Origin of the sequence: Myxococcus sp. CA039A (genome assembly GCF_013336645.1) — a bacterium.
Classification (GTDB): Bacteria; Myxococcota; Myxococcia; order Myxococcales; family Myxococcaceae; genus Myxococcus; species Myxococcus llanfairpwllgwyngyllgogerychwyrndrobwllllantysiliogogogochensis.
In genome coordinates, this window is the sequence record NZ_JABUMQ010000241.1 from 1 (window position 1) to 17928 (window position 17928).

The 17928-nt window shown below is 69.0% G+C and carries 11 protein-coding genes; 2 read left to right on the forward strand and 9 right to left on the reverse strand.

Annotated elements, in window-relative coordinates; all coding sequences use genetic code 11:
* Positions 1–145: 145 nt before the first annotated feature.
* Complete coding sequence (locus HR086_RS32325; RefSeq protein ID WP_174461157.1) at positions 146–2611, reverse strand: WD40 repeat domain-containing protein; 2466 nt, start codon at positions 2609–2611, stop codon at positions 146–148.
* Positions 2612–2659: 48 nt separating this feature from the next.
* Complete coding sequence (locus HR086_RS32330; protein WP_174461158.1) at positions 2660–4561, reverse strand: transketolase; 1902 nt, start codon at positions 4559–4561, stop codon at positions 2660–2662.
* Between the two features lie 196 nt (positions 4562–4757).
* Between HR086_RS32330 and tal the strand changes: the two genes are divergently transcribed.
* A complete protein-coding gene (gene tal, locus HR086_RS32335) occupies positions 4758–5879 on the forward strand; it encodes a transaldolase (protein WP_174461159.1) in 1122 nt (373 codons plus the stop codon).
* Here tal and HR086_RS32340 read toward each other — a convergent pair.
* Together HR086_RS32340 and HR086_RS32345 are read right to left on the reverse strand one after the other, a co-directional pair.
* A complete protein-coding gene (locus tag HR086_RS32340; protein ID WP_174461160.1) occupies positions 5785–8529 on the reverse strand; it encodes a DUF6493 family protein in 2745 nt (914 codons plus the stop codon). The genes tal and HR086_RS32340 overlap by 95 nt on opposite strands.
* Positions 8526–9899 carry an SWIM zinc finger family protein gene (locus HR086_RS32345; protein ID WP_174467563.1) on the reverse strand — a complete coding sequence of 458 codons (1374 nt, stop codon included), beginning with the start codon at positions 9897–9899 and terminating at the stop codon, positions 8526–8528. The genes HR086_RS32340 and HR086_RS32345 overlap by 4 nt, the downstream gene beginning before the upstream one ends.
* A 166-nt stretch (positions 9900–10065) precedes the next feature.
* On the opposite strand from HR086_RS32345, the gene HR086_RS32350 reads away from it, so the two are divergent.
* Positions 10066–11403, forward strand: a complete 1338-nt coding sequence (locus HR086_RS32350; protein WP_373564384.1) for an acetamidase/formamidase family protein — start codon at positions 10066–10068, stop codon at positions 11401–11403.
* 46 nt (positions 11404–11449) lie between these two features.
* On the opposite strand, the gene HR086_RS32355 is transcribed toward HR086_RS32350, so the two are convergent.
* The 5 genes from HR086_RS32355 to HR086_RS32375 all read right to left on the reverse strand — a co-directional run bounded on the left by HR086_RS32355 (position 11450) and on the right by HR086_RS32375 (position 17748).
* On the reverse strand, positions 11450–12205 hold the full coding sequence (locus HR086_RS32355; protein ID WP_174467564.1) for a DUF5953 family protein: 756 nt from the start codon (positions 12203–12205) through the stop codon (positions 11450–11452).
* Positions 12202–12933: a DUF6310 domain-containing protein gene (locus tag HR086_RS32360; protein ID WP_373564385.1), complete on the reverse strand. Its 732-nt coding sequence runs from the start codon at positions 12931–12933 to the stop codon at positions 12202–12204. Before HR086_RS32360 ends, HR086_RS32355 begins: the two co-directional genes overlap by 4 nt.
* 344 nt (positions 12934–13277) lie before the next feature.
* Positions 13278–15335 (reverse strand): glycoside hydrolase family 71 protein, encoded by a 2058-nt coding sequence (locus tag HR086_RS32365; protein ID WP_174467565.1) that lies wholly within the window; start codon positions 15333–15335, stop codon positions 13278–13280.
* 83 nt (positions 15336–15418) lie between these two features.
* The gene (locus HR086_RS32370) at positions 15419–16069 is read right to left on the reverse strand and encodes a carbonic anhydrase (RefSeq protein WP_141642538.1); all 651 of its coding nucleotides are present in this window, start codon (positions 16067–16069) and stop codon (positions 15419–15421) included.
* Between the two features lie 74 nt (positions 16070–16143).
* Positions 16144–17748: a hypothetical protein gene (locus HR086_RS32375; RefSeq protein ID WP_371817344.1), complete on the reverse strand. Its 1605-nt coding sequence runs from the start codon at positions 17746–17748 to the stop codon at positions 16144–16146.
* Positions 17749–17928: the final 180 nt, after the last annotated feature.

A 17928-nucleotide genomic window follows, 5' to 3' on the forward strand; every position in this document is an offset into this window, starting at 1 on the left:
CCACGGGAGTTGTCGCAACGGGGGGGCGGCGGAATGCGAGATCAAGCCAAGAGGCCATGGGGTGCTCCAGGGGTAGAGGATGAGGACTTCACTCCGTGGAGCCCCCCTGGCCTGAACTGGCGCATTTCCCGTCCGCCGCCCGGAATCAATTCCCTCCGGTGGGGGCGTGAATCCTCAGCACATAGAGGAAGTCCTTGATGCTCCGACCCCGGGCCACGACCAGTCCCTCCCGCAGGATGACGGTCTCCTCCAGCCCATCCTGGAAGTGCGTCAGGGGCGTGGGGTCCTCCTGGCGATGGAAGGAGACGGGCCCCTCGCCCAGGACTTCCCAGAACCGGCGACGCGTGACGTCTTCCGGAGTGGCGCTGCCAGGCAACTCCTCGCGAGGCGCGCCCGTGGCCAGGTCGAAGAGGCGCGTCACCTGGTCATTGGACTGGGTGACGAGCAGGTCCTCTCCCACGGACACGGAGAAGGGCAGGGACGGATGCGGCAGCTCGTACTTGAGCGCGCCCGTCTGGACATCGAAGAGGCGCACTCGCCTGTCCAACCCACAGGCCGCCACGAGCGAGCCATCCGCGGAGAGCCCCACGGCCACGATGTCGTCGTTGCTGACCTGGATGAGCCGCAGTGAGCCCGTCGTCAAATCGTAGACCTCCAGCTCTCCGGAGGCGCGTCCCACGGCGATGCGAGGCGCGCGAGTCGCCGCCGCGTACGCGGGCTCGGGCTCCAGCAGGGTCCGGGTGGTCAGGACGTTCCTGCCGCTCGTCACCTCGTACACCCACACGCGAGCGTCCTCGGAATAGCCACACACGACGTGGGCGCCGTCCGGGGTGAAGGTCACCAGGGTGACGGGTCCCTTCGCGCCGCGCAGGGTGTGCAGCAGGGCTCCATCGGAGACGCGCCAGATTCGCACGCACCCATACTCGAGCGCCGCCGCCACCCACTGGCCGTCCGGAGAGAAGGCCAGCGGTTGTTTCATGCTGAGGCGCTTCTTCGTGTCGTTCGGGTCCAGTGGCCTGGCGAACAGGGTCCGCACCGGAGTCAGGCTCTTCGCGTCGAGCAACCGGACCCCGCGCCGGGCGGGCGTCTCCATCATGAGATGGATGCCATAGGCGGCCAGGGTCCCATCGGGACTGAAGCACCACGGCTGCATGGGTGTTTCGTCGAGGTCGGGAGGACAGTTGCGAACGCACCCCTGGGCGTCGATGGCGAGCCACGCGTCGAACCGCTGGGCGATGGCGAGCCCCCCCTCTGGCTGGCCCCAGAGCTGTTTCATGCGATGCGGCTCCGCCAGGAGGACGGGCGGCGGCGAAGCGTAGAGGTCGCTCACGAGCAGGCCGCCATCGGCCGCCGTCAACGCGAAGTGCTTGCCGTTGGGAGAGAAGGCCGCGCCGCGCTGATGGCCATCGGAGGGGTAGGGCCTGGACCACAAGGCCGTGCCTTCGCGGACGTCCACGACCTCCACCCGGTTGTAGGACAGCAGACCCAGCCGGCTCGTTCCGAGCCAGGCGACCTGGGAGTAGCGCCCCTCGCCGCGCGTGCCCGGCAGCCGGGTCCACGTCCGGGTGTCCGCCACGGCGATGCCCTCGAACACCGCCCAGGCAATCCACTCGCCATCCGGACTGAACTCCACCGTGTCGACGTATCCGTCGGAGGCGATGCGCTCCACCTGCGTCCACGTCGCGGTGTCCCAGATTCTCAGCGTGGAGTCGGAGCCGCCGCTCGCGAGCCAGCGCCCCGACGGGTGGAAGGACAGGCTCAGCACGGACTGCTCATGTCCCTTCAGCGTCTTCACCGCGCGGCCGGAGTCCACGTCGAACACGTGCACGCGCCACCCCAGGTTGCCGGTGGCGAGCAGGCGTCCATCCGGGCTGAAGGCGACCGAGGTCACCTGTCCCTCCTGACCCGGAAACTCCTTCAGGAGTGCTCCGGTCTCCACATCCCAGATGCGGGCGTCATGGTCCCTGGAGCCTGATGCCAGTCGCGTTCCGTCCGCGCTCCAGGCCAGGCCCCGCACCTCGCCTTCGTGGCCCGCCATCACCTGGAGGCACTCGCCGGTGGCCACGTCCCAGACGCGCACGTTGCCGTCGTCGGACCACGAGCCGGTGGCGAGCTTTGTCCCCGACGGGCTGTAGGCCGCGCACAGCACCTGGGCGTCGTGCCAGAAGAGCGAGTCCGCGCTCTCCAGGGCGCCGCGCAGCGGCAGCAGGGACTCCACCCAGGGCGCCGCGCCCGCCGCGTCCCGTTGCTTCCGCCAGTGGTTCGCGAGCGCGAACAGATGCGCGTCGGGATGGCTCCACGGGCCCTGGCTCTCGGGCGCGAAGTGCGCGGCGGCGTCGGGCGCGTCGTGCCAGCGCAGGCGGTTGTAGAGGCTCTGGAAGATGGCCTCGGGGTGCGCTTGAAGGAAGGTGGCGTCGAACTCGACGGCCTTGCGGAGGACTCGCAGCGTCCTGGGGCCGACGGCGGGGCCGTCTTCCTTCAACACGAGCGCGTCGGGCGGCGTGCGCGCGAGTACCTCGTCCAGGGTGGCGAGCAGCGCCGCCACGCCCTGGGTGCTCACGAGGTTTTCAAGGGTGGAAAGCTCGGTGAGGGACTGAAGGTCGTAGGTCATCGAGGGTGAGACTCTCGCACGTCCGACGGCCCCTGTTGGAGCCCCCGGCTATGCGTTCTTTCGTCCACGAGGACGCGACGCCTTCGCCTCGGGAGCGTCGGTGGGGCCCGGAGCGTCCTTCAGGGCCATGACGGCCTGGACGATGTGCTCCGCGTCGATGCCGGCCGCGCTCAACAATTCCTCGGGCTTGCCGGAGCCGGGCAGGGTGCGCACCGCCAGGCGCTTCACGACAGGCAGCGGCTGGGGCTCGTCGGAGAAGGCCTCGAGCACCGCGTCCGCGAGTCCTCCCTCGGCCCAGTGGTCCTCGACGACGATGAGCCGCCCCTGGGTCTCCCGCGCGGCCTGCCGCAGCGTCTTCACGTCCACGGGCTTCACGGAGTAGAGGTCGATGACGCGCACGGAGACACCGGCTTCCTGGAGCCGCGCATTCGCGTCCAGCGCTTCGTGCAGGGTGATGCCCGCGGCGACAATCGTGGCCACGTCCTTGTCCGAGCGTCGGAGCACCTTGCACCCGCCGATGGGGAACTTCTCGGTGGCCGAGTACAGGACGGGCGTCTTCGCGCGGGTGGTCCGCAGGTAGCTGATGCCGGGCAGGTCCACCAGGTGGGCCATCAACGCGGCCGTCTGGTTGGCGTCGCTCGGGTACAGCACGGTGCTGCCCGCGACGGCGCGCATCATCGCCAGGTCCTCGAGTCCCATTTGCGAGGGGCCATCCTCGCCGATGGAGCAGCCCGCGTGACTGCCGCACAGGTGCAGCGTCGCGTTGGAGACGGCCGCCATGCGAATCTGGTCATACGCGCGCGACAGGAAGGCCGCGAAGGTGCTGATGAAGACGCGCTTGCCCAGCACCGCCATGCCCACGCCGCTGGACACCATGTTCTGCTCGGCGATGTACATCTCGAAGTAGCGCTGGGGATGGGCCTTGCGCAGCTCCTCCGAGTACGTGGAGTTGGACACCTCCGCGTCCAGCGCGACGAGGTCCGGGTGCGCGTCACCGAGCGCCTTCAGGGCATCGCCGTAGACCTTGCGGGTGGCGACCTTCTCGTCGGTGGCGTAGCCCGGCAGCTTCAACGGCGCGGCCGACTCCTGGGGGGCGGGGCGCGTCGCTTCCGGCTTCTTCACCTCGATGCGCAGGTGACGCTCACCGCCGAGCTCCTGGATGGCCTCGCGCGCCTTGTCCTCGGGCAGGGGCTTGCCGTGCCAGCCTTCCTTGTTCGCGATGAGCGAGTAGCCGTGGCCCTTCTCCGTCTTGAAGATGAGGCAGGTGGGCTTGCCCTTCGTGGACTGGGCCTCGGCGAGGGCGCGGTCGATGGCGCCCAGGTCATGTCCGTCCACGGCCAGCGCATGCCAGCCGAAGGCGCGGGCTCGCGCGACATAGGCCTCGTCGTTCCAGCCCAGCTCCGTCGGCCCGCTCTGGCCCAGGCGGTTCATGTCGATGAGGGCGCAGAGGCTGTCGAGCCGGTAGTGAGAGGCCTTGTCGAACGCCTCCCAGACCGAGCCTTCCGCCGTCTCGCTGTCGCCCATCATCACGTAGGTGCGGAAGCTCCGCTGGTCCAGCCGCGCCATCAGCGCCATGCCCACGCCCACGGCGAGCCCCTGGCCGAGCGAGCCGGTGGCCACGTCCACGAGCGGCAGCACATGCGGGTTGGGATGCCCCTCCAGCCGGCTGCCGAGCTTGCGCAGCGACAGCAACTCCGCGTCGTCGATGGCGCCCACCGCCTTGAACGCCGCATAGAGGACCGGGCAGGCGTGGCCCTTGGAGAGCACGAAGCGGTCGTTGTCGGGGGCCTTCGGGTGCTGGAAGTCGAAGCGCAGGTACTTCTGGAACAGCACCGCGACGATGTCCGCCGCGGACATGGAGGAGCTGGGGTGTCCCGAGCCCGCCGCCGTCGTCGCTCGGATGCTGTCGACTCGAAGCTGCGCCGCGAGCTCTGCCAGTGTGTCTGCCATCGTCTCTCTCCGGGCTGGGGACCCCCGTAGGGTGTTGACGGTGGAGTCCCTGGTGAAGCGGCGCGGCCATGAAGGGGAGGGAGGGTCCGAGGGTCCTCTCTTCGGAGAGCAGCCCGGCGGGGGGGCTCCTGGGCGCAGGCCCGCTCACGGGCGAACGTGGCATGGGCAGATTGAGGACCAGGGGAGGAACGTCCCAATGAATCCACTGCGTCAGCTCGCGGAGTTCGGCCAGGCCGTCTGGGTGGACAACCTCCAGCGGAGCTACATCACCCAGGGCACGCTCAAGAAGCTCATCGACGAGGATGGGCTCAAGGGCCTCACCTCCAACCCCACCATCTTCCAGAAGGCGGTGTCGGGCAGCGAGGACTACGCGGACCTGTTCGTGGCGGCGCGCGCCAAGGGGCTCTCCGCCAATGACGTCTATGAGCAGCTCGCGGTGCGCGACGTCCAGGGCGCCGCCGACATCCTCCGGCCCGTCTATGACGCGCTGAAGGGGAAGGATGGCTTCGCCTCGCTGGAGGTCTCTCCCCGGCTCGCGAACCAGACGCAGGCCACGCTCGAGGAGGCCCGGCGGCTCTGGAAGACGCTGGCGCGACCGAACGTGATGATCAAGGTCCCCGGCACGGAGGCCGGGGTGCCCGCCTTCCAGCAGCTCATCACGGAAGGGCTCAACATCAACGTGACGCTCCTCTTCAGTCAGCAGCGCTACCGGCAGATCGCCGAGGCGTACCTGTCCGGGCTGGAGAAGTTCGCCAAGGCGGGTGGAGACTTGAGCACGGTGGCCAGCGTGGCCTCGTTCTTCGTCAGCCGCATCGACGTGGCGGCCGACAAGGAAATCGAGCAGCGGCTCAAGTCGGGCGCCTCCGCCGAGCAGCGCAAGACGCTGGAGGCCCTGAGCGGCAAGGTGGCCATCGCCAACGCGAGGCTCGCCTATCGCATCTACCAGGAGCTCTTCAGCAGCGCGCGTTGGAAGGCCCTCGCCGCGAAGGGCGCGCGCGCGCAGCGCGTGCTGTGGGCGAGCACCAGCACGAAGAACCCGAAGCTGCGGGATGTGCTCTATGTGGAAGAGCTCATCGGCCCCGACACCGTCAACACCATGCCCCCGGCGACCATCGACGCCTTCCGGGACCACGGCAAGGTGCGCACCAGCCTGGTGGAAGATGTCGCGGGCGCCAGGGAGACGATGCGTCAGTTGGAGGCGAGCGGCGTGTCGATGAAGTCCATCACCGAGCGGCTGTCCGTGGAGGGCGTGAGGCTCTTCGAGGAGTCGTTCGACGCGCTGCTGGGGGCGGTGGGGGAGCAGCTGAAGAAGCAGTAGGCGCCAGCGGCTCGAAGGTCTTCCGGTGGGATGTGCCCTGGAGGTAGTCCCACGCCTCGGCGTCCGTGAGCCGGCCTTCCGACTGGGCCAGCAACTCCAGCAGCAGCTTCACCAGCGTGCCCTCGTCGCGAGGGGCGGTGTCCTCCGAGGTCTTCCTCAGGGCGCGCTGGATGGCGAGGGCCACCTGCGCGGCATGTTCCTCCGAGGCACTGGCCACCCGCGCCAGCGTCATGGACAGGCGCTTGAGGTTGATGAGCCCCGTGGGGCGCAACTCGCGCAGCATCTCCCCGAGCTCCTCGGCGGTGAGTCTCCCCGTGGCGAGCGCGGAGATGGCGGCGTCCACGCTCACGCCATGCTCACCAGGCTCCTTCGTCGCCAGACCCATGGCGAGCACCAGCCGGGCCATGGGGCCCAGGCGCAGCCAGGGGTGAAGCAACTGCTCGTAGGCGACGACGTTGCTCCAGTTGGCCTCGCTCCAGTCGATGTTCATGGCCAGCTCCTCCGCGTGGCTGGCGAAGAACGCCTCCAGTCCCGAGGGCCAGAGCGTCGCCGCCCAGCGCGGGTAGGGCTTGCCGCCGCCGCCGTTCTCCTTGATGAGCATCAGGCCCGGAATGTCCTGGCGTTTGAGCTTCCCTGGCGCGATGGGCTTGGGCGACGTCGAGATGAACAGGTCGTGGAAGGTGAACTTGCCGGAGCGTCGCGCCTTGACGGTGAAGGTGTGCTCCGACTCCGGCGTTTCACCCCGATGCCTCCGCGCCACCGACACACTCACGTCCACTGTGTCAGGTGCGCTCTTGCCCAGCCCCAGGGCCCAGGCGACGAGCTTGAATGCGTCACTTCGCGAGCGGCTCGACTGCTTCAGCGACTCCAGGGCCTTCGAGTCTCGAACGGGAGCGAGCCGACACAGGGCGAGACACAGGTCCGAGAGCGGGGGCTCTTCCGCCTCGGGTGCGCGCGCCAGCAGGCGCGCCACCAGCGTCTCCGGAGCAAGCCACCCGCCCTCATGGGTGGGCATGGACAACAGGCCCTCTTCACGTCCCGCGTCCAGGGCCCTCGCGAGGTCGGAGATGCGCTCGCTCAGCAGTGGCAGGAACACCTCGTGTCCGGGCGTGAGCGCCGGCTCGGGAACCTCGCGCAGCGTGGAGTGGGCCTCGCCCGGGGACGCGAGCCATGCGAGCGCGAGGCCCGCGAGGCGAACCGCCAAGGATTCTCCATATGTCTTCGCGCTCAGCTTCCTGGCGCGCTTCGCCAGGGCGGAGGTCCGCCGCGCGAAGTCGTCGGGGCGCTGTCGGCCCAGTCGGGCCACGCCATCCAGCACGCGCTCGACCTCCATCGGATTGCCCGCGTCCTCGATGCAGGTGGAGAGCGCGGAGAGCAGCTCGTCGAGGCTCGCGATGGGCGTCACCGCGAAGCGCGCGTCCGTGGGTGAGGCCGGCGCGCGAGGCTCCCCGGAGGGCTTCTTCTTGTCCGCTGTCCTGGGAGGTTCCGAAGCCATGGGGCGCGTGCTCTCACCCAGCCATGCCTGGACGTGCTTCTTCAGCGAGGCGGCCACTCCGTCCACCCGCTCCTCGACGGCGGTGCGAAGGGCCGCGTCGGGCGTCTTCGCCAGGGACTCCAGCGCCTTCAGCACGGCCTTCTGCACGTCCACGGCCTCGTGCGCGAGGCCGGAGGCCAGGGCCCCCGTGATTCGCTCACGGGAAGCGCCGGACTCGCGCTCGCCGAGTGCCTTGAGGAGCTTCACCGCCTGCTGCGCGGTCCCCTTGTGCCGGGCCAGCAGCACGGGCTCCAGCGCGGGCAGGGCGGAGTCCACGGGCAAGGGCTCGCGGGCCTCCAGCGCGGTGACGACGTCGAGCGCGAGGCTGACCGTCGCGGGGATGGAGCTGCCCAGGAGGCGCAGATAGCGGTCCCTGTGTCGCGCCAGCTCCTCGGGGGTTGGCTCCAGGGCCTCGTGGAAGCGGGAGAACCAGCCCGCGCGAAACGCCGCGAAGTCGCGCTCCAGTGCTCCCAGCGTGGCGTCCAGCAGGCGCCCTCGCTCCAGCGTGCCCTGACGCATGTGCCGCAGGAAGACGGAGGCCCAGGTCTTGTCCTCGAAGGTGTACTTGTCCTTCGCCGCGAGGCTCAGCTCTCCGCTGCCCTCGACCTCGAACAGGCGCCACGCCTCGTGCTCCAGCAGTCGCGGGTCCGTGTCGAAGGGGTTCGGATGGAAGCGCGTGTCCAGGAAGAGCATGCCCGTGGTGTAGTTGTCATGGGTGGGGCGACGGGACACCCCCTTGCGCATGAGCATGCGCGCCACCCAGAAGTAGGACGGGGCGAGCGCGACGAGCCGCTCGGCCGCGTCTTCCAGCCAGTCCGGTCGCAGCTTCGCGGCCAGGTCGGCGGCCTCCTCGGGAAGGGCACCGAGGAGGCGGGGCGTCCAGTCCGAAGGCGGGACGGTGAAGAAACACAACATGGCCAGCACCCGGGAGCGTTCGCGCCGGAGCGCCTGTTCCTCGCGGGAGTCCGACCAGTGCTCGTCCCGGAGCGCCTTGTCCCGCTTGAGTGCCTCGGGGCCGAGCTGTCTTCGCTGCGCCGGAGTCAGCCCCTCCAGCAGAGCGGCGCAGGCGGCGGGGCTGGGAGCGGCGAGCAGCGCATCGAGGGGCGAGGTCGTCATGAGGCGTCGGGGTCCTCGGCGCGCTGGGCGTGTAGCTGCGCCGCGAGAAGGTGTTTGCAGGGGCCTCGCTCCAGGGCGTGGCGGGAGAACCAGGGGCAGCCACAGCGCAGCGGCTCTCCATCCGCGTCCAGCAGGGCGTGGTAGGTGACGTCCGCGCCGCGCACCCACCAGGCGTTCGGGGTGGAGGCGTCCGGTTCCAGTGCACCCGCCTCCAGCAGCGCGCGTGCGTCGGAGAGGCGGGGTGCGAGAGCCTCCACCTGCTCGAGGTCGAAGGGCAGCTCCCGGTGGAAGAAGGCGGCCGCCTGCGAATCGAAGCCCACCAGTCCCCTGACGCCGAGCACCTGGAGACCGTGCCAAACGAGGTCCTCGGGCGCGGACAGCTTGCTCGCCAGCGCGCGGGGCTCCAGCACGGCCTCCCAGCGCAGCTCCGCGCGCAGCGTGGACAGCACCTGCTCCACGGCGGGGCGCTGTGCCAGGGCCGACAGCGTCTGCCCCTCGCCGGAGAAGCCACGCCACACCTCGCCGGAGAGCGCGAGCGTGAAGCGCAGGACGCCCATGTCGAGCACGAAGGCACTGGCCTGACCCCGAGGGTCCGCGTGCAGGATGAGTCGCTTCGCGAAGGGGACCAGGTCCTCCAGCACGCGCAAGCGCTCCAGTCCGGTGAGGCGCATCGCGCCCGTCGCCGCCGTCGAGCTCAGTCGCACCGAGCGCCCCTGGGGCACCAGGTAGTGGGGGCGCTTGTCGGTGCGCGTTCGAGGAAGGCCGCGCAGGAAGCGCAGTGCCTCCGTCGCGGGCAGCTCCGCGAAGGGCGTGAGGCGGGACAGGTACGCCTGCACCTCGGCGAAGCCCTTGAGCCAGCGCAGCGGCAGCGGCACCTTGCGCTCCACCACTCGCGCATCGCCGCGCTGGAGCGCCACCTCCGCGTGGCCCACGGACAGCGCGAGCGGCTCCTCCGCGCGCACGGTGGCCAACGCCGCACGCATCGGCGCGTTGAAGTCCACGTTGGTGGTGCCGAACGAGGCGACGTCACCTTCGTACGCCGACGGCGTGAGGTCCACGCGGGCATAGGTGCTGGCGCAGCCGGAGAACCCCTCGAAACGCAGCATGCCGCGTCCGCATGTCACCACCGGGTCGGCTTCGAGCAGGATGCGGTGCAGCATGGCGGGAGGAATGAAGAAGCGCGTGCCCACGACGCGGGACAGGGCGCGCAGCGACAGTGCCGTCAGCCGGGGTTGGAGCAGGCGCCCCTCGAAGAAGTACGGCTGGGGCGCGCCGCCGCCGGAGGTCATGAGGCGCAGCGCCTGTCCGCGCTCCTCGGCCACGAGCTCCGAAGGGCCGCTGTACTGATAGGTGTGGCTCAGGGCCGTCATGTCTCGTCACCTCGCACCGCGTGGAGACGCGGGGTGGGTGTGACGCTAGCGTGACGACCTTCCTTGTCCAGTGACGTCTGGCTCGCCTGCCGCGAGGTATTCCCGCGAATGGCGCGGATGCGGGACCTTCACGCCTGGCGTCAGGCTCGCTCGGAGGATGCGCGGGGTGCACTCCGATGGCATGGTGACCTTCGACATGACCCGCCCCGCCGTGACGTTGCTCCTCTGCTGTGTTCCCTGGTTGGTGTTCGCGCAGGCCCCCGTGAAGGAGCAGTGGGTCGTCACGACGGACCTGTGGGGCAACCCGCTCTATCAGGCCCTGACGCTGGAGCGGACGGGCAAGCGGCTGGGGGGCGAGTTCGACGGGGACACGCTGGAGGGTGAGCGGACGGGCCAGGAGGTCCGCTTCACCGTCACGGACTCAAGCAAGGCGCGCTACAGCTTCACGGGCAAGGTGAGCGGGGACACGATGCGGGGCACCGCGGACATGCCCGACACGAACAACGCCCAGGCGCGGGTGAAGCATGCCTTCACCGCCCGCCGCATCGCCGAGCGTCCCTCGGGGCCTCCGCGTCGCCACGAGTTCAAGCCCACCACCTGGTCCAACGAGTTCTCCGCGACGCGCGAGCCGGTGCTGACGCTCTGGGCGGGTGACACGCTGAAGACGACCACGCTCGACTCTGGTGGCGTGGATGAGCACGGCGTCACGAAGGCGCTCTTCGGCAATCCCCAGACGGGGCCGTTCTTCATCGGGGATGCGCGGCCTGGAGACACGCTGGTCATCCACCTGAAGCGCGTGCGCTTGAATCGGCGTCACGCGGACAGTCTCGACAGCATCGTCGGAAGGGCGATGACGCCCGCGCTGGCGGCGAAGGCGACGGAGTTGGGCAAGCCCGTGCGCTGGACGCTGGACTGGGAGAAGGGCGTCGCGAGCCCTGAGACGCCGACGGAGCGACTGAAGGACTACACGGTGCCGCTGCGTCCCATGCTGGGAGGACTGGCCGTGGCGCCGGGCTTCGGTCTGCCCGCCTTCTCCACCGGGGACACGGGGCGCTTTGGCGGGAACATGGACTTCAACGAGGTGGTGGAGGGCAACACCGTCTATCTCCCCGTCTTCCAGCCGGGGGCCCTGCTCTATCTGGGTGATGCCCATGCCGCGCAGGGTGATGGTGAGACGTCACAGTACGCGTTGGAGACGTCGATGGAGGTGGAGCTGACCGTGGATGTCGTGCACGGCAAGGCGCCGTCGATGCCCCGGGTGGAGTCTCCCACGCATCTCATGGTGCTCGGGCAGGCGGGCTCGCTGGATGATGCGCTGCGCTCGGCGACCAGCGGCATGACGCAGTGGCTGGAGCAGGACTACGGGCTGTCGTTGTCGGAGAGCGCGCAGGTGTTGGGCACCAGCGTGCAGTACGTCGTCGCCAACCTCGCGGGGCGAAGCGTCGGCGTCGTCGCGAAGCTGGACAAGTCGCGACTGGCGAAGCTCCGCGCCACGGGGAAGTAGCGCGGCCCCATCATCGCAAGTGTGCGAGGCGTGACGCCGTGAATGCTCAAGGCACCGCGCGCCCGCCTATCGCCGGAAAGCGCTCATATGCACGGAGGAGCGCATCCAGGTGGGCGGGGTTGTCGAGATCGAGCGGTGCCTCCGTGAGCTGCACGAGCCATCCCCCCTTCGCCGTGCGCCGCGCTCGTGAGAGCAACTCGGCGTCGCGAGTGGAGTCCGGAAAACCGATGGCGTGAGCGGCGGCGGGCGACCAGTAGTTGATCCACCCCAGGCGCTGCGGAATCTCGGGTGCGCCGATTTTCACGGCGAACTTGAGCGCCGGCAGGCCCCGGGGCGGAATCCCCGGCTTGTGTACGGGGTCGATTGTCTGCCGTGAGATCTCTACCCCCGCGCGGAAAGGCGTCGCATGCCCCCAGAACGCCTGTGCACCCTCCGCCACACCCTCAAGCACATTCGCCGAGACCCCAATCACGGTCTCGTCGAGTGGCAATTCGGCATGGACATCCAGCAGTGGTTGGCCACCCGGCGCCTGGTTCGCGAGGAGCTGCAACCCAGAGATCGTCACGGGGAAGCGTTCGTCGCCATTGCATACCAGCGGGAATCGCCCCTTCGTCGTCGCTTCCGTGAGCCAGGCGTCGCGCTGAGGCAATGGGAGAGGCTGCCCTTCCTTGGAGAGCTTCCACTCCAGCCGTAAACCGGGAAACGCCCGTTCCATCCCCTGGACGATGGCGAGCGAGCGCTGGTCGTTGTCCGCCAGCGCGGGTGCATAGACGATGACAGCGAGGGGGTTGCGCCGAGTCATCGCTGGCACCCCGTGACGACGAAGTTGAGTTCGGGCACCCGGAGCTCCAGCGCATCTTTGTGCTCTTCGGTGCTCACTCCCACGACGAAACCATACCCACAGGACACCGCGATGGCATGCTCTTCCAGCAGTTCCGCCACTTGATCATCGACCACCTGCGTCTTGAGGAAGTCACTGTAGGTGTCGAATCGGTCGGTCTTGATCTCCCACAACACGCGCACGCCGACTTGCAGGGCGTCGAAGTGCTTGGTGTCAACGAGCACGTCCATCCCAGGGTAGCGGTTGGGTGGAATCCTGTCGGCGCACCGGTCATGTGCGTCGTCTCCACCTCGATGCTTGACCGGGATGGCCTTGCACCTGGGGTGGCGCTCGCGCTCCAGGGGCTCGGTCGGCACTGGGGGGAACCAGTCCTGCCCTGATGGTTCCAGCTTGGGACTCCGATTCGCGGAGAGGTCACTTGGAGCGGCCTTTGTTTGGGCCACAGGCTCTACCTCTTCCGAACTGCTTCCTCTCAGCTCATACGCATCCAGTGCTTCCTTGATGGCGAGGCCCACCACCACTGCGCCGACGATGATTACCGCGCCTGCGATGATTTCGGGAGCAGCCAGGACGCAGAGGCCGACTCCCACGACGACCGTGCCCGCGGAGGCAACGGCGCACCTGCCCGTTGGGTCGTTGAAACGGATCCGGTCATGGTTGATGGCCGGATAGCAGCGCTCCGCCAGCACGGGCCAGGGTTGGGAAGCCTCCCGGACGGCGCACCGTCCTCCGTCCGTCCACGGCAGCCTGGCCGCTCGCTGGAGGTTGGCGAACCGTGGGCTTCGGGAGGTGCGCCCTCTTGGGAGCGGTGCCGGCGTAGCGCACGCCGAGAGGAAGATCAGAAGTGCAGCGCAGGCGTGGAGTCGCAGGGCTACGTCCTTTCGTGCCAGAGAACAGGGGGAGGCTGGCCACTCCCATGAGTGTCGGGCGGCTCAAAGCCATGCATGCCGTACAAGCGCAACAGGTCGGGCCGGCCGTGGTGTTCAACGGCCGGCCCTGGTGACGCGGTGACTCACGTCACCCGCGAGTGACCTCAGGGGAAGAAGGCCGCGCGGTCACACGAGAGGCTTCCTCCCGCGCGGTACAGCATGTCCTGGTAGACGATGGTGTTGTTGATGGGGAACGCGCTCGTCACGGACGCCACCGTGGCGCCATTGCGCACCAGCCGGAAGCTCGGCGTGCCCTGCTGGAGCGGGACGCGGAACGACTGGATTCCCGCCGCCACGTTCGTGCGCTGCACGCTGCCCGCCAGCTCGATTTCCAGCGTCGCCGGCGCCGTCAGGAACGCGAGCAGCTCGATTTCGTTCACCGCGGGCGCGCCATTCACCAGCCGGTAGACGGCGCTCTGCTTCGTCAGGTCCGGCGCCGCGCTCGTCGAGTGCTGCCGGTGGAAGTAATACAACCCATCCCGGACGATGGGCGGCTGCACGCCTGTCTTGAACCACGCGGTGTAATACGCCGTCAGGTCGAAGGCGGCCCACTGCGTGCCGGAGGACGGGGAGAACTCCGTCGCCTCCGAATAGTCATTCCACGTGATGAGCTGCACCCAGTCCGCGCCGCCCTGGATGGCCGCGCTCCACAGGGCCCGGAGCGCCTGCGAGTTGTTCGCCTCCGTGTAGACGAGGTCCTTGGGGCGGGAGTCCTGCAAGGCCACCGGCGCCATCCACTGGAGCCCCATGCCGTGCGCCGTGCCGGGGTTGGCCAACTGCCCCGAGGCGCCGGAGAGCGTCCGGCTGCCCCAGGTGGACGTGCCATGCAACGGCACCACCGCCTTGAGTGTGTTCGTCTGCGCCACCCACGGGTTGACGTACACGGGCCACAGCGCCGAGGGGATTCCGCGTGCCTGGAGGGCCTGGACGACGGAGGCCCACCACTGCGGCGTGCGCTTGTCGGCGTAGTACGGCGCGAGCAGCAGGCGCCCATCGTCCAGGTGATACACCGCAGGGTGCGAGGCCACCGACGCGATGGAGTTCACGAACGCCGTCAGCGCCTCCGCGTCGGTGCCCGAGTAGGTGGAGGTCAGGTCCGGCATGAGGACGATGCGGAACCCGCTGTCGACGTTGCTCGCGGCCTGCAGCAGCTTCAGCAGCCGGTTCCAGTGCGTGCCGGTGTGGTTGAGGATGTCGTAGGTGAAGCCGTCCAGGCCCAGCGCCGAGGCGCGACGCACCTCCAGCTCGAAGTTCGCCAGCTCGTAGTCCACGCCCGCCGCGCGGGGCGCCTGGGGCAGGGGCCGCTGCTTGAGCAGACCGCCGCAGTACGCGAACTTGGAGTTCTCCCCGGTGGGCACCAGGTAGTGCCGCGCGTAGTAGTCGACCGAAGGCTCCCGGTTGTCGAGGGAGAGCGGGTAGGGCGAGAAGTAGTGCGCGAAGACCTTCTTCGGCGACGCGCGCAGCGTGCTCAGGGCCGGCAGGTCCAGCGGCCAGCACGGCGTGGCGGGCGCGGCGGAGACGTCCGCGGTCAGCTCCAGGTCGAAACTCAGGTCCGACGAGTTGAGCGTGGACTGGTGCACCTCCACCGCGAGCACGTTGGTGCCCGAGGTGAGCAGCGCGGCGGACACGGAGGCGCTGTGCCAGGTCAGCTCGGCGCTGTCCGCGATGACGGTGCTCGCCAGCGTCGACGCCGTCACCGTGCCCGCGGGCAGGTTGCTGCGAAGGACCTCCTGCCCGTTCAGGTAGACGATGGCGCCGTCATCGCGCAGCAGCCGCAGCACCACGTTGCTCACCCGGGAAGGGTCCGCGACGGTGAACGTCTTGCGCAGCCAGGTCGTCACGTAGCGCGACGACGTGCTGGGGCCGTAGGACACGACTGTCGCCTCGTCGCCGTCGCCATAGCCGAGCTGCGCGGGGCCCTGTTTCCACGCCGTGTCCACGTAGCCCGCCGCCGTCCAGCCGGCGCCCGGGTCCACGCCGGTGTCGCGATATCTCCACACACTGCCCGGTGCGACGAGCGTGCTGACCTGGAGGTGCTCCTCCGCTGTCGTTATCGTGGAAGGCGGTGGGGCTTCCTCGGGCCGGGAGGCGGGGCCGCAGGCTCCGAGGAAGGGAAGGAACAACGCAAGGCAGACCGCTCGACGAGGGGGTGTGGAGAGCATGGAGGTGTCGTCTTCCAGGGGGTGTGTAAAAACCGGAAGACTTCCAATCCATTGATAACAAGCAACGCTCTGTCTTGTCCCAGCTAGAAAATCGAGTCCTTGTCGGTGAGGTTGTAGACCTCCTGCACGTCGCGCAGCAGCTTGGGGAAGTCCAGCTCCAGGTCCCTCAACAGGCCGGTGCGCATGTCGAACACCCAGCCGTGCACGGTGGGGAAGCCCTTCTCCACGTAGCTGCGCTGCACGGCGGCCGTCTTGACGATGCTGATGCACTGCTCGGTGACGTTCAGCTCCACGAGCCGCGCGTAGCGGGCCTCGGGGTCCGTGAACGTGTTCAGCTCCGCCTTGTGGAGCCGGTAGACGTCGCGCACGTTGCGCAGCCACGGGTTGAGGATGCCCAAATCCTTGGGCTGCATGGCCGCCTTCACGCCCTGACAGCCGTAGTGGCCGCAGACGATGATGCGCTTCACCGACAGGTGGCGGACCGCGTAGTTGATGACCGACATCACGTTCAGGTCGACGTTGTTGACCAGGTTCGCGACGTTGCGGTGGACGAAGACGTCCCCGGGCTCCACGCCCATGATTTCGTTGGCGGGCACCCGGCTGTCGGAGCAGCCGATGTAGAGGTACTCGGGGTTGTGTTCCGCGGACAGACGCTCGAAGTACTGCGGGTCGTCCTTCGTCTTGTCGGCGGACCAGCGGCGGTTGTTCTCGAAAATCTTTTCGTAGGAGGGCACGGTCCCGGTGCATGCCGCCCCTGCGCCCCCGCGTCAACGGGGACGTGTCATTTCCGGTTCGCGGTGGACACGCCTCAGCGGGCGAGCTGGATGAGCCTGGGCGGCGAAGCCCTCAGCTGGCGCATGTCGACGAGGATGTCGTACGCGCGGGACTCGGGCAGGACGGGACCCGCGGCGAAGCGGTAGAGGCTCCGCGTGTCCTTCTCCTGGGGGAAGCGCTCCCGGACGGCGGTGGCGAGCAGCTCCTTGGCCACCCACTCGGTGTCGACGGACACGGAGCCGAACTCGTCCAGATAGCGCTGGGACGCGGCGGAGTCTCCCTGCCGCGCGGTGAGGACGAAGACGCGCGGCTTGCGCGCGGGGACGATGGCGGAGGCCCCCTGCCGCATCAGCGCCAGCTCCCGCTCCTGCGGCACCGCGAACAGTTCCACGGACTGCTGATGCGCGAGCAGGGCGCTCACCGCGACGAACCCGCCCAGCAACGCCACGGCCACGCGAGGTCCCCGCGTGGGAAACCGGTCCCCCAGCTTCACCATCGCGGCGAAGAAGAACACGCTCCACACCCCCGTGAGGGCATAGAGGGTGCGGTACGTGGGCCACCGCTCGCTGGCGAGCAGGCTCGCGCAGTACGCGACGCCCGACAGGCCCACGAGCGCCACCACCCACGTCCCCACGCCGACGCGTCCCGTGCGACGCCCCTCGACGACGAGCCCCAGCGCGAGCACCGTCAGCGTCACGCCCACCATGGGCCAGTACCCCCACGAGGGCGCGGCGTCCGTGTCGTTGAGCGCATTCAGCGCCAGGGCATTGGGCAGCACCTGGGTGACGAACCAGACCGCCTTGGCCACGAAGTGCCGCTCCAGCACCATGCGCGGCGACGGGGTGAACACCCCCAGCGCGAACGTCATCCGGGTGACGACATACGCCAGCCCCAGTCCCCCGCCCACGACGAGCACGTGGCTCGCGAGCCAGCGCGCGGACGCGCGCACGTCGTCGAAGCGCCGCGTCACCAGCGCCGCCGCGAGCAGCACCGCGTAGAACGGACCGCTCGCCTGATAGATGAGCGTCGACGCGGCCAGGGCCACTACCCCGCCCACGCACCAGGACACGCTCCGCGCTCCGCCCGTCGAGGTGCCCACGCCTCTTCGCGCCAGGGCGAACGCCCCCACGCTCAAGAGCAGCGCCACCGCCTGGGGCCAGCAGATGCTCCAACTGGCGACCACCTGCGCGGAGGGAATCACGATGAGGAAGGCGGCGAGCAGCGCGGCGGGAGACCTCCGCCACCCCTCGGCCCGGAACAGGAGGTAGAGCGCGAGCGACAGCAGGGCCAGCCCCAGCACGCCCAGGGCCCGCAGGCCGCCCAGCCCATCCACGTCGTCGACTTCACGCGTGGAGCGCTCCAGGAGCCAGCCGTACAGCGGACGGCCCATGGCGCCGCACACCCGCAGAATCTTCCCAGGCTCCTCGCGGGCCTCCCTCAGAATCGCGTAGTCGTCGCGCAGGCCATAGTCCAGGGAGATGGCGCTGCCATAGACGACCCAGGGAAGCAGGAAGAGCAGGGCGGCCGTACCCAGTGCTCGGAAGGCACCTGTCGTGATGCGTGTCTGCAGGGGGAACCTCTGAAGGCTCGCGAGCCTAGCAGAGTCGTATGACGCGTCTCGGTATGCGTGAAGTCTCACGCCAGAGTGAAACGTCCCACAACGACTTCACCGCCCGGCCGCCCAGGCCCATGCGGCGTGTCCCTCTGGACGAAGCAGCAGCCCTTCCAGGCCGTGGAGCGGGGTGGCGTCGTCGGAAATGTCGAGTTCCAGCACCTCCAGCCTCGGTGTCCAGCCTGGCGCGGGCCCCCACCGGGTGGG

What these genes read in the sequence shown, in the direction of transcription:
- HR086_RS32340 (WP_174461160.1), bottom strand. Translation starts at nt 8,529, where the DNA reads ATGACGACCTCGCCCCTCGATGCGCTGCTCGCCGCTCCCAGCCCCGCC.
- HR086_RS32365 (WP_174467565.1), bottom strand. Translation starts at nt 15,335, where the DNA reads ATGCTCTCCACACCCCCTCGTCGAGCGGTCTGCCTTGCGTTGTTCCTT.
- tal (WP_174461159.1), top strand. Translation starts at nt 4,758, where the DNA reads ATGAATCCACTGCGTCAGCTCGCGGAGTTCGGCCAGGCCGTCTGGGTG.
- HR086_RS32330 (WP_174461158.1), bottom strand. Translation starts at nt 4,561, where the DNA reads ATGGCAGACACACTGGCAGAGCTCGCGGCGCAGCTTCGAGTCGACAGC.
- HR086_RS32325 (WP_174461157.1), bottom strand. Translation starts at nt 2,611, where the DNA reads ATGACCTACGACCTTCAGTCCCTCACCGAGCTTTCCACCCTTGAAAAC.
- HR086_RS32345 (WP_174467563.1), bottom strand. Translation starts at nt 9,899, where the DNA reads ATGACGGCCCTGAGCCACACCTATCAGTACAGCGGCCCTTCGGAGCTC.
- HR086_RS32355 (WP_174467564.1), bottom strand. Translation starts at nt 12,205, where the DNA reads ATGACTCGGCGCAACCCCCTCGCTGTCATCGTCTATGCACCCGCGCTG.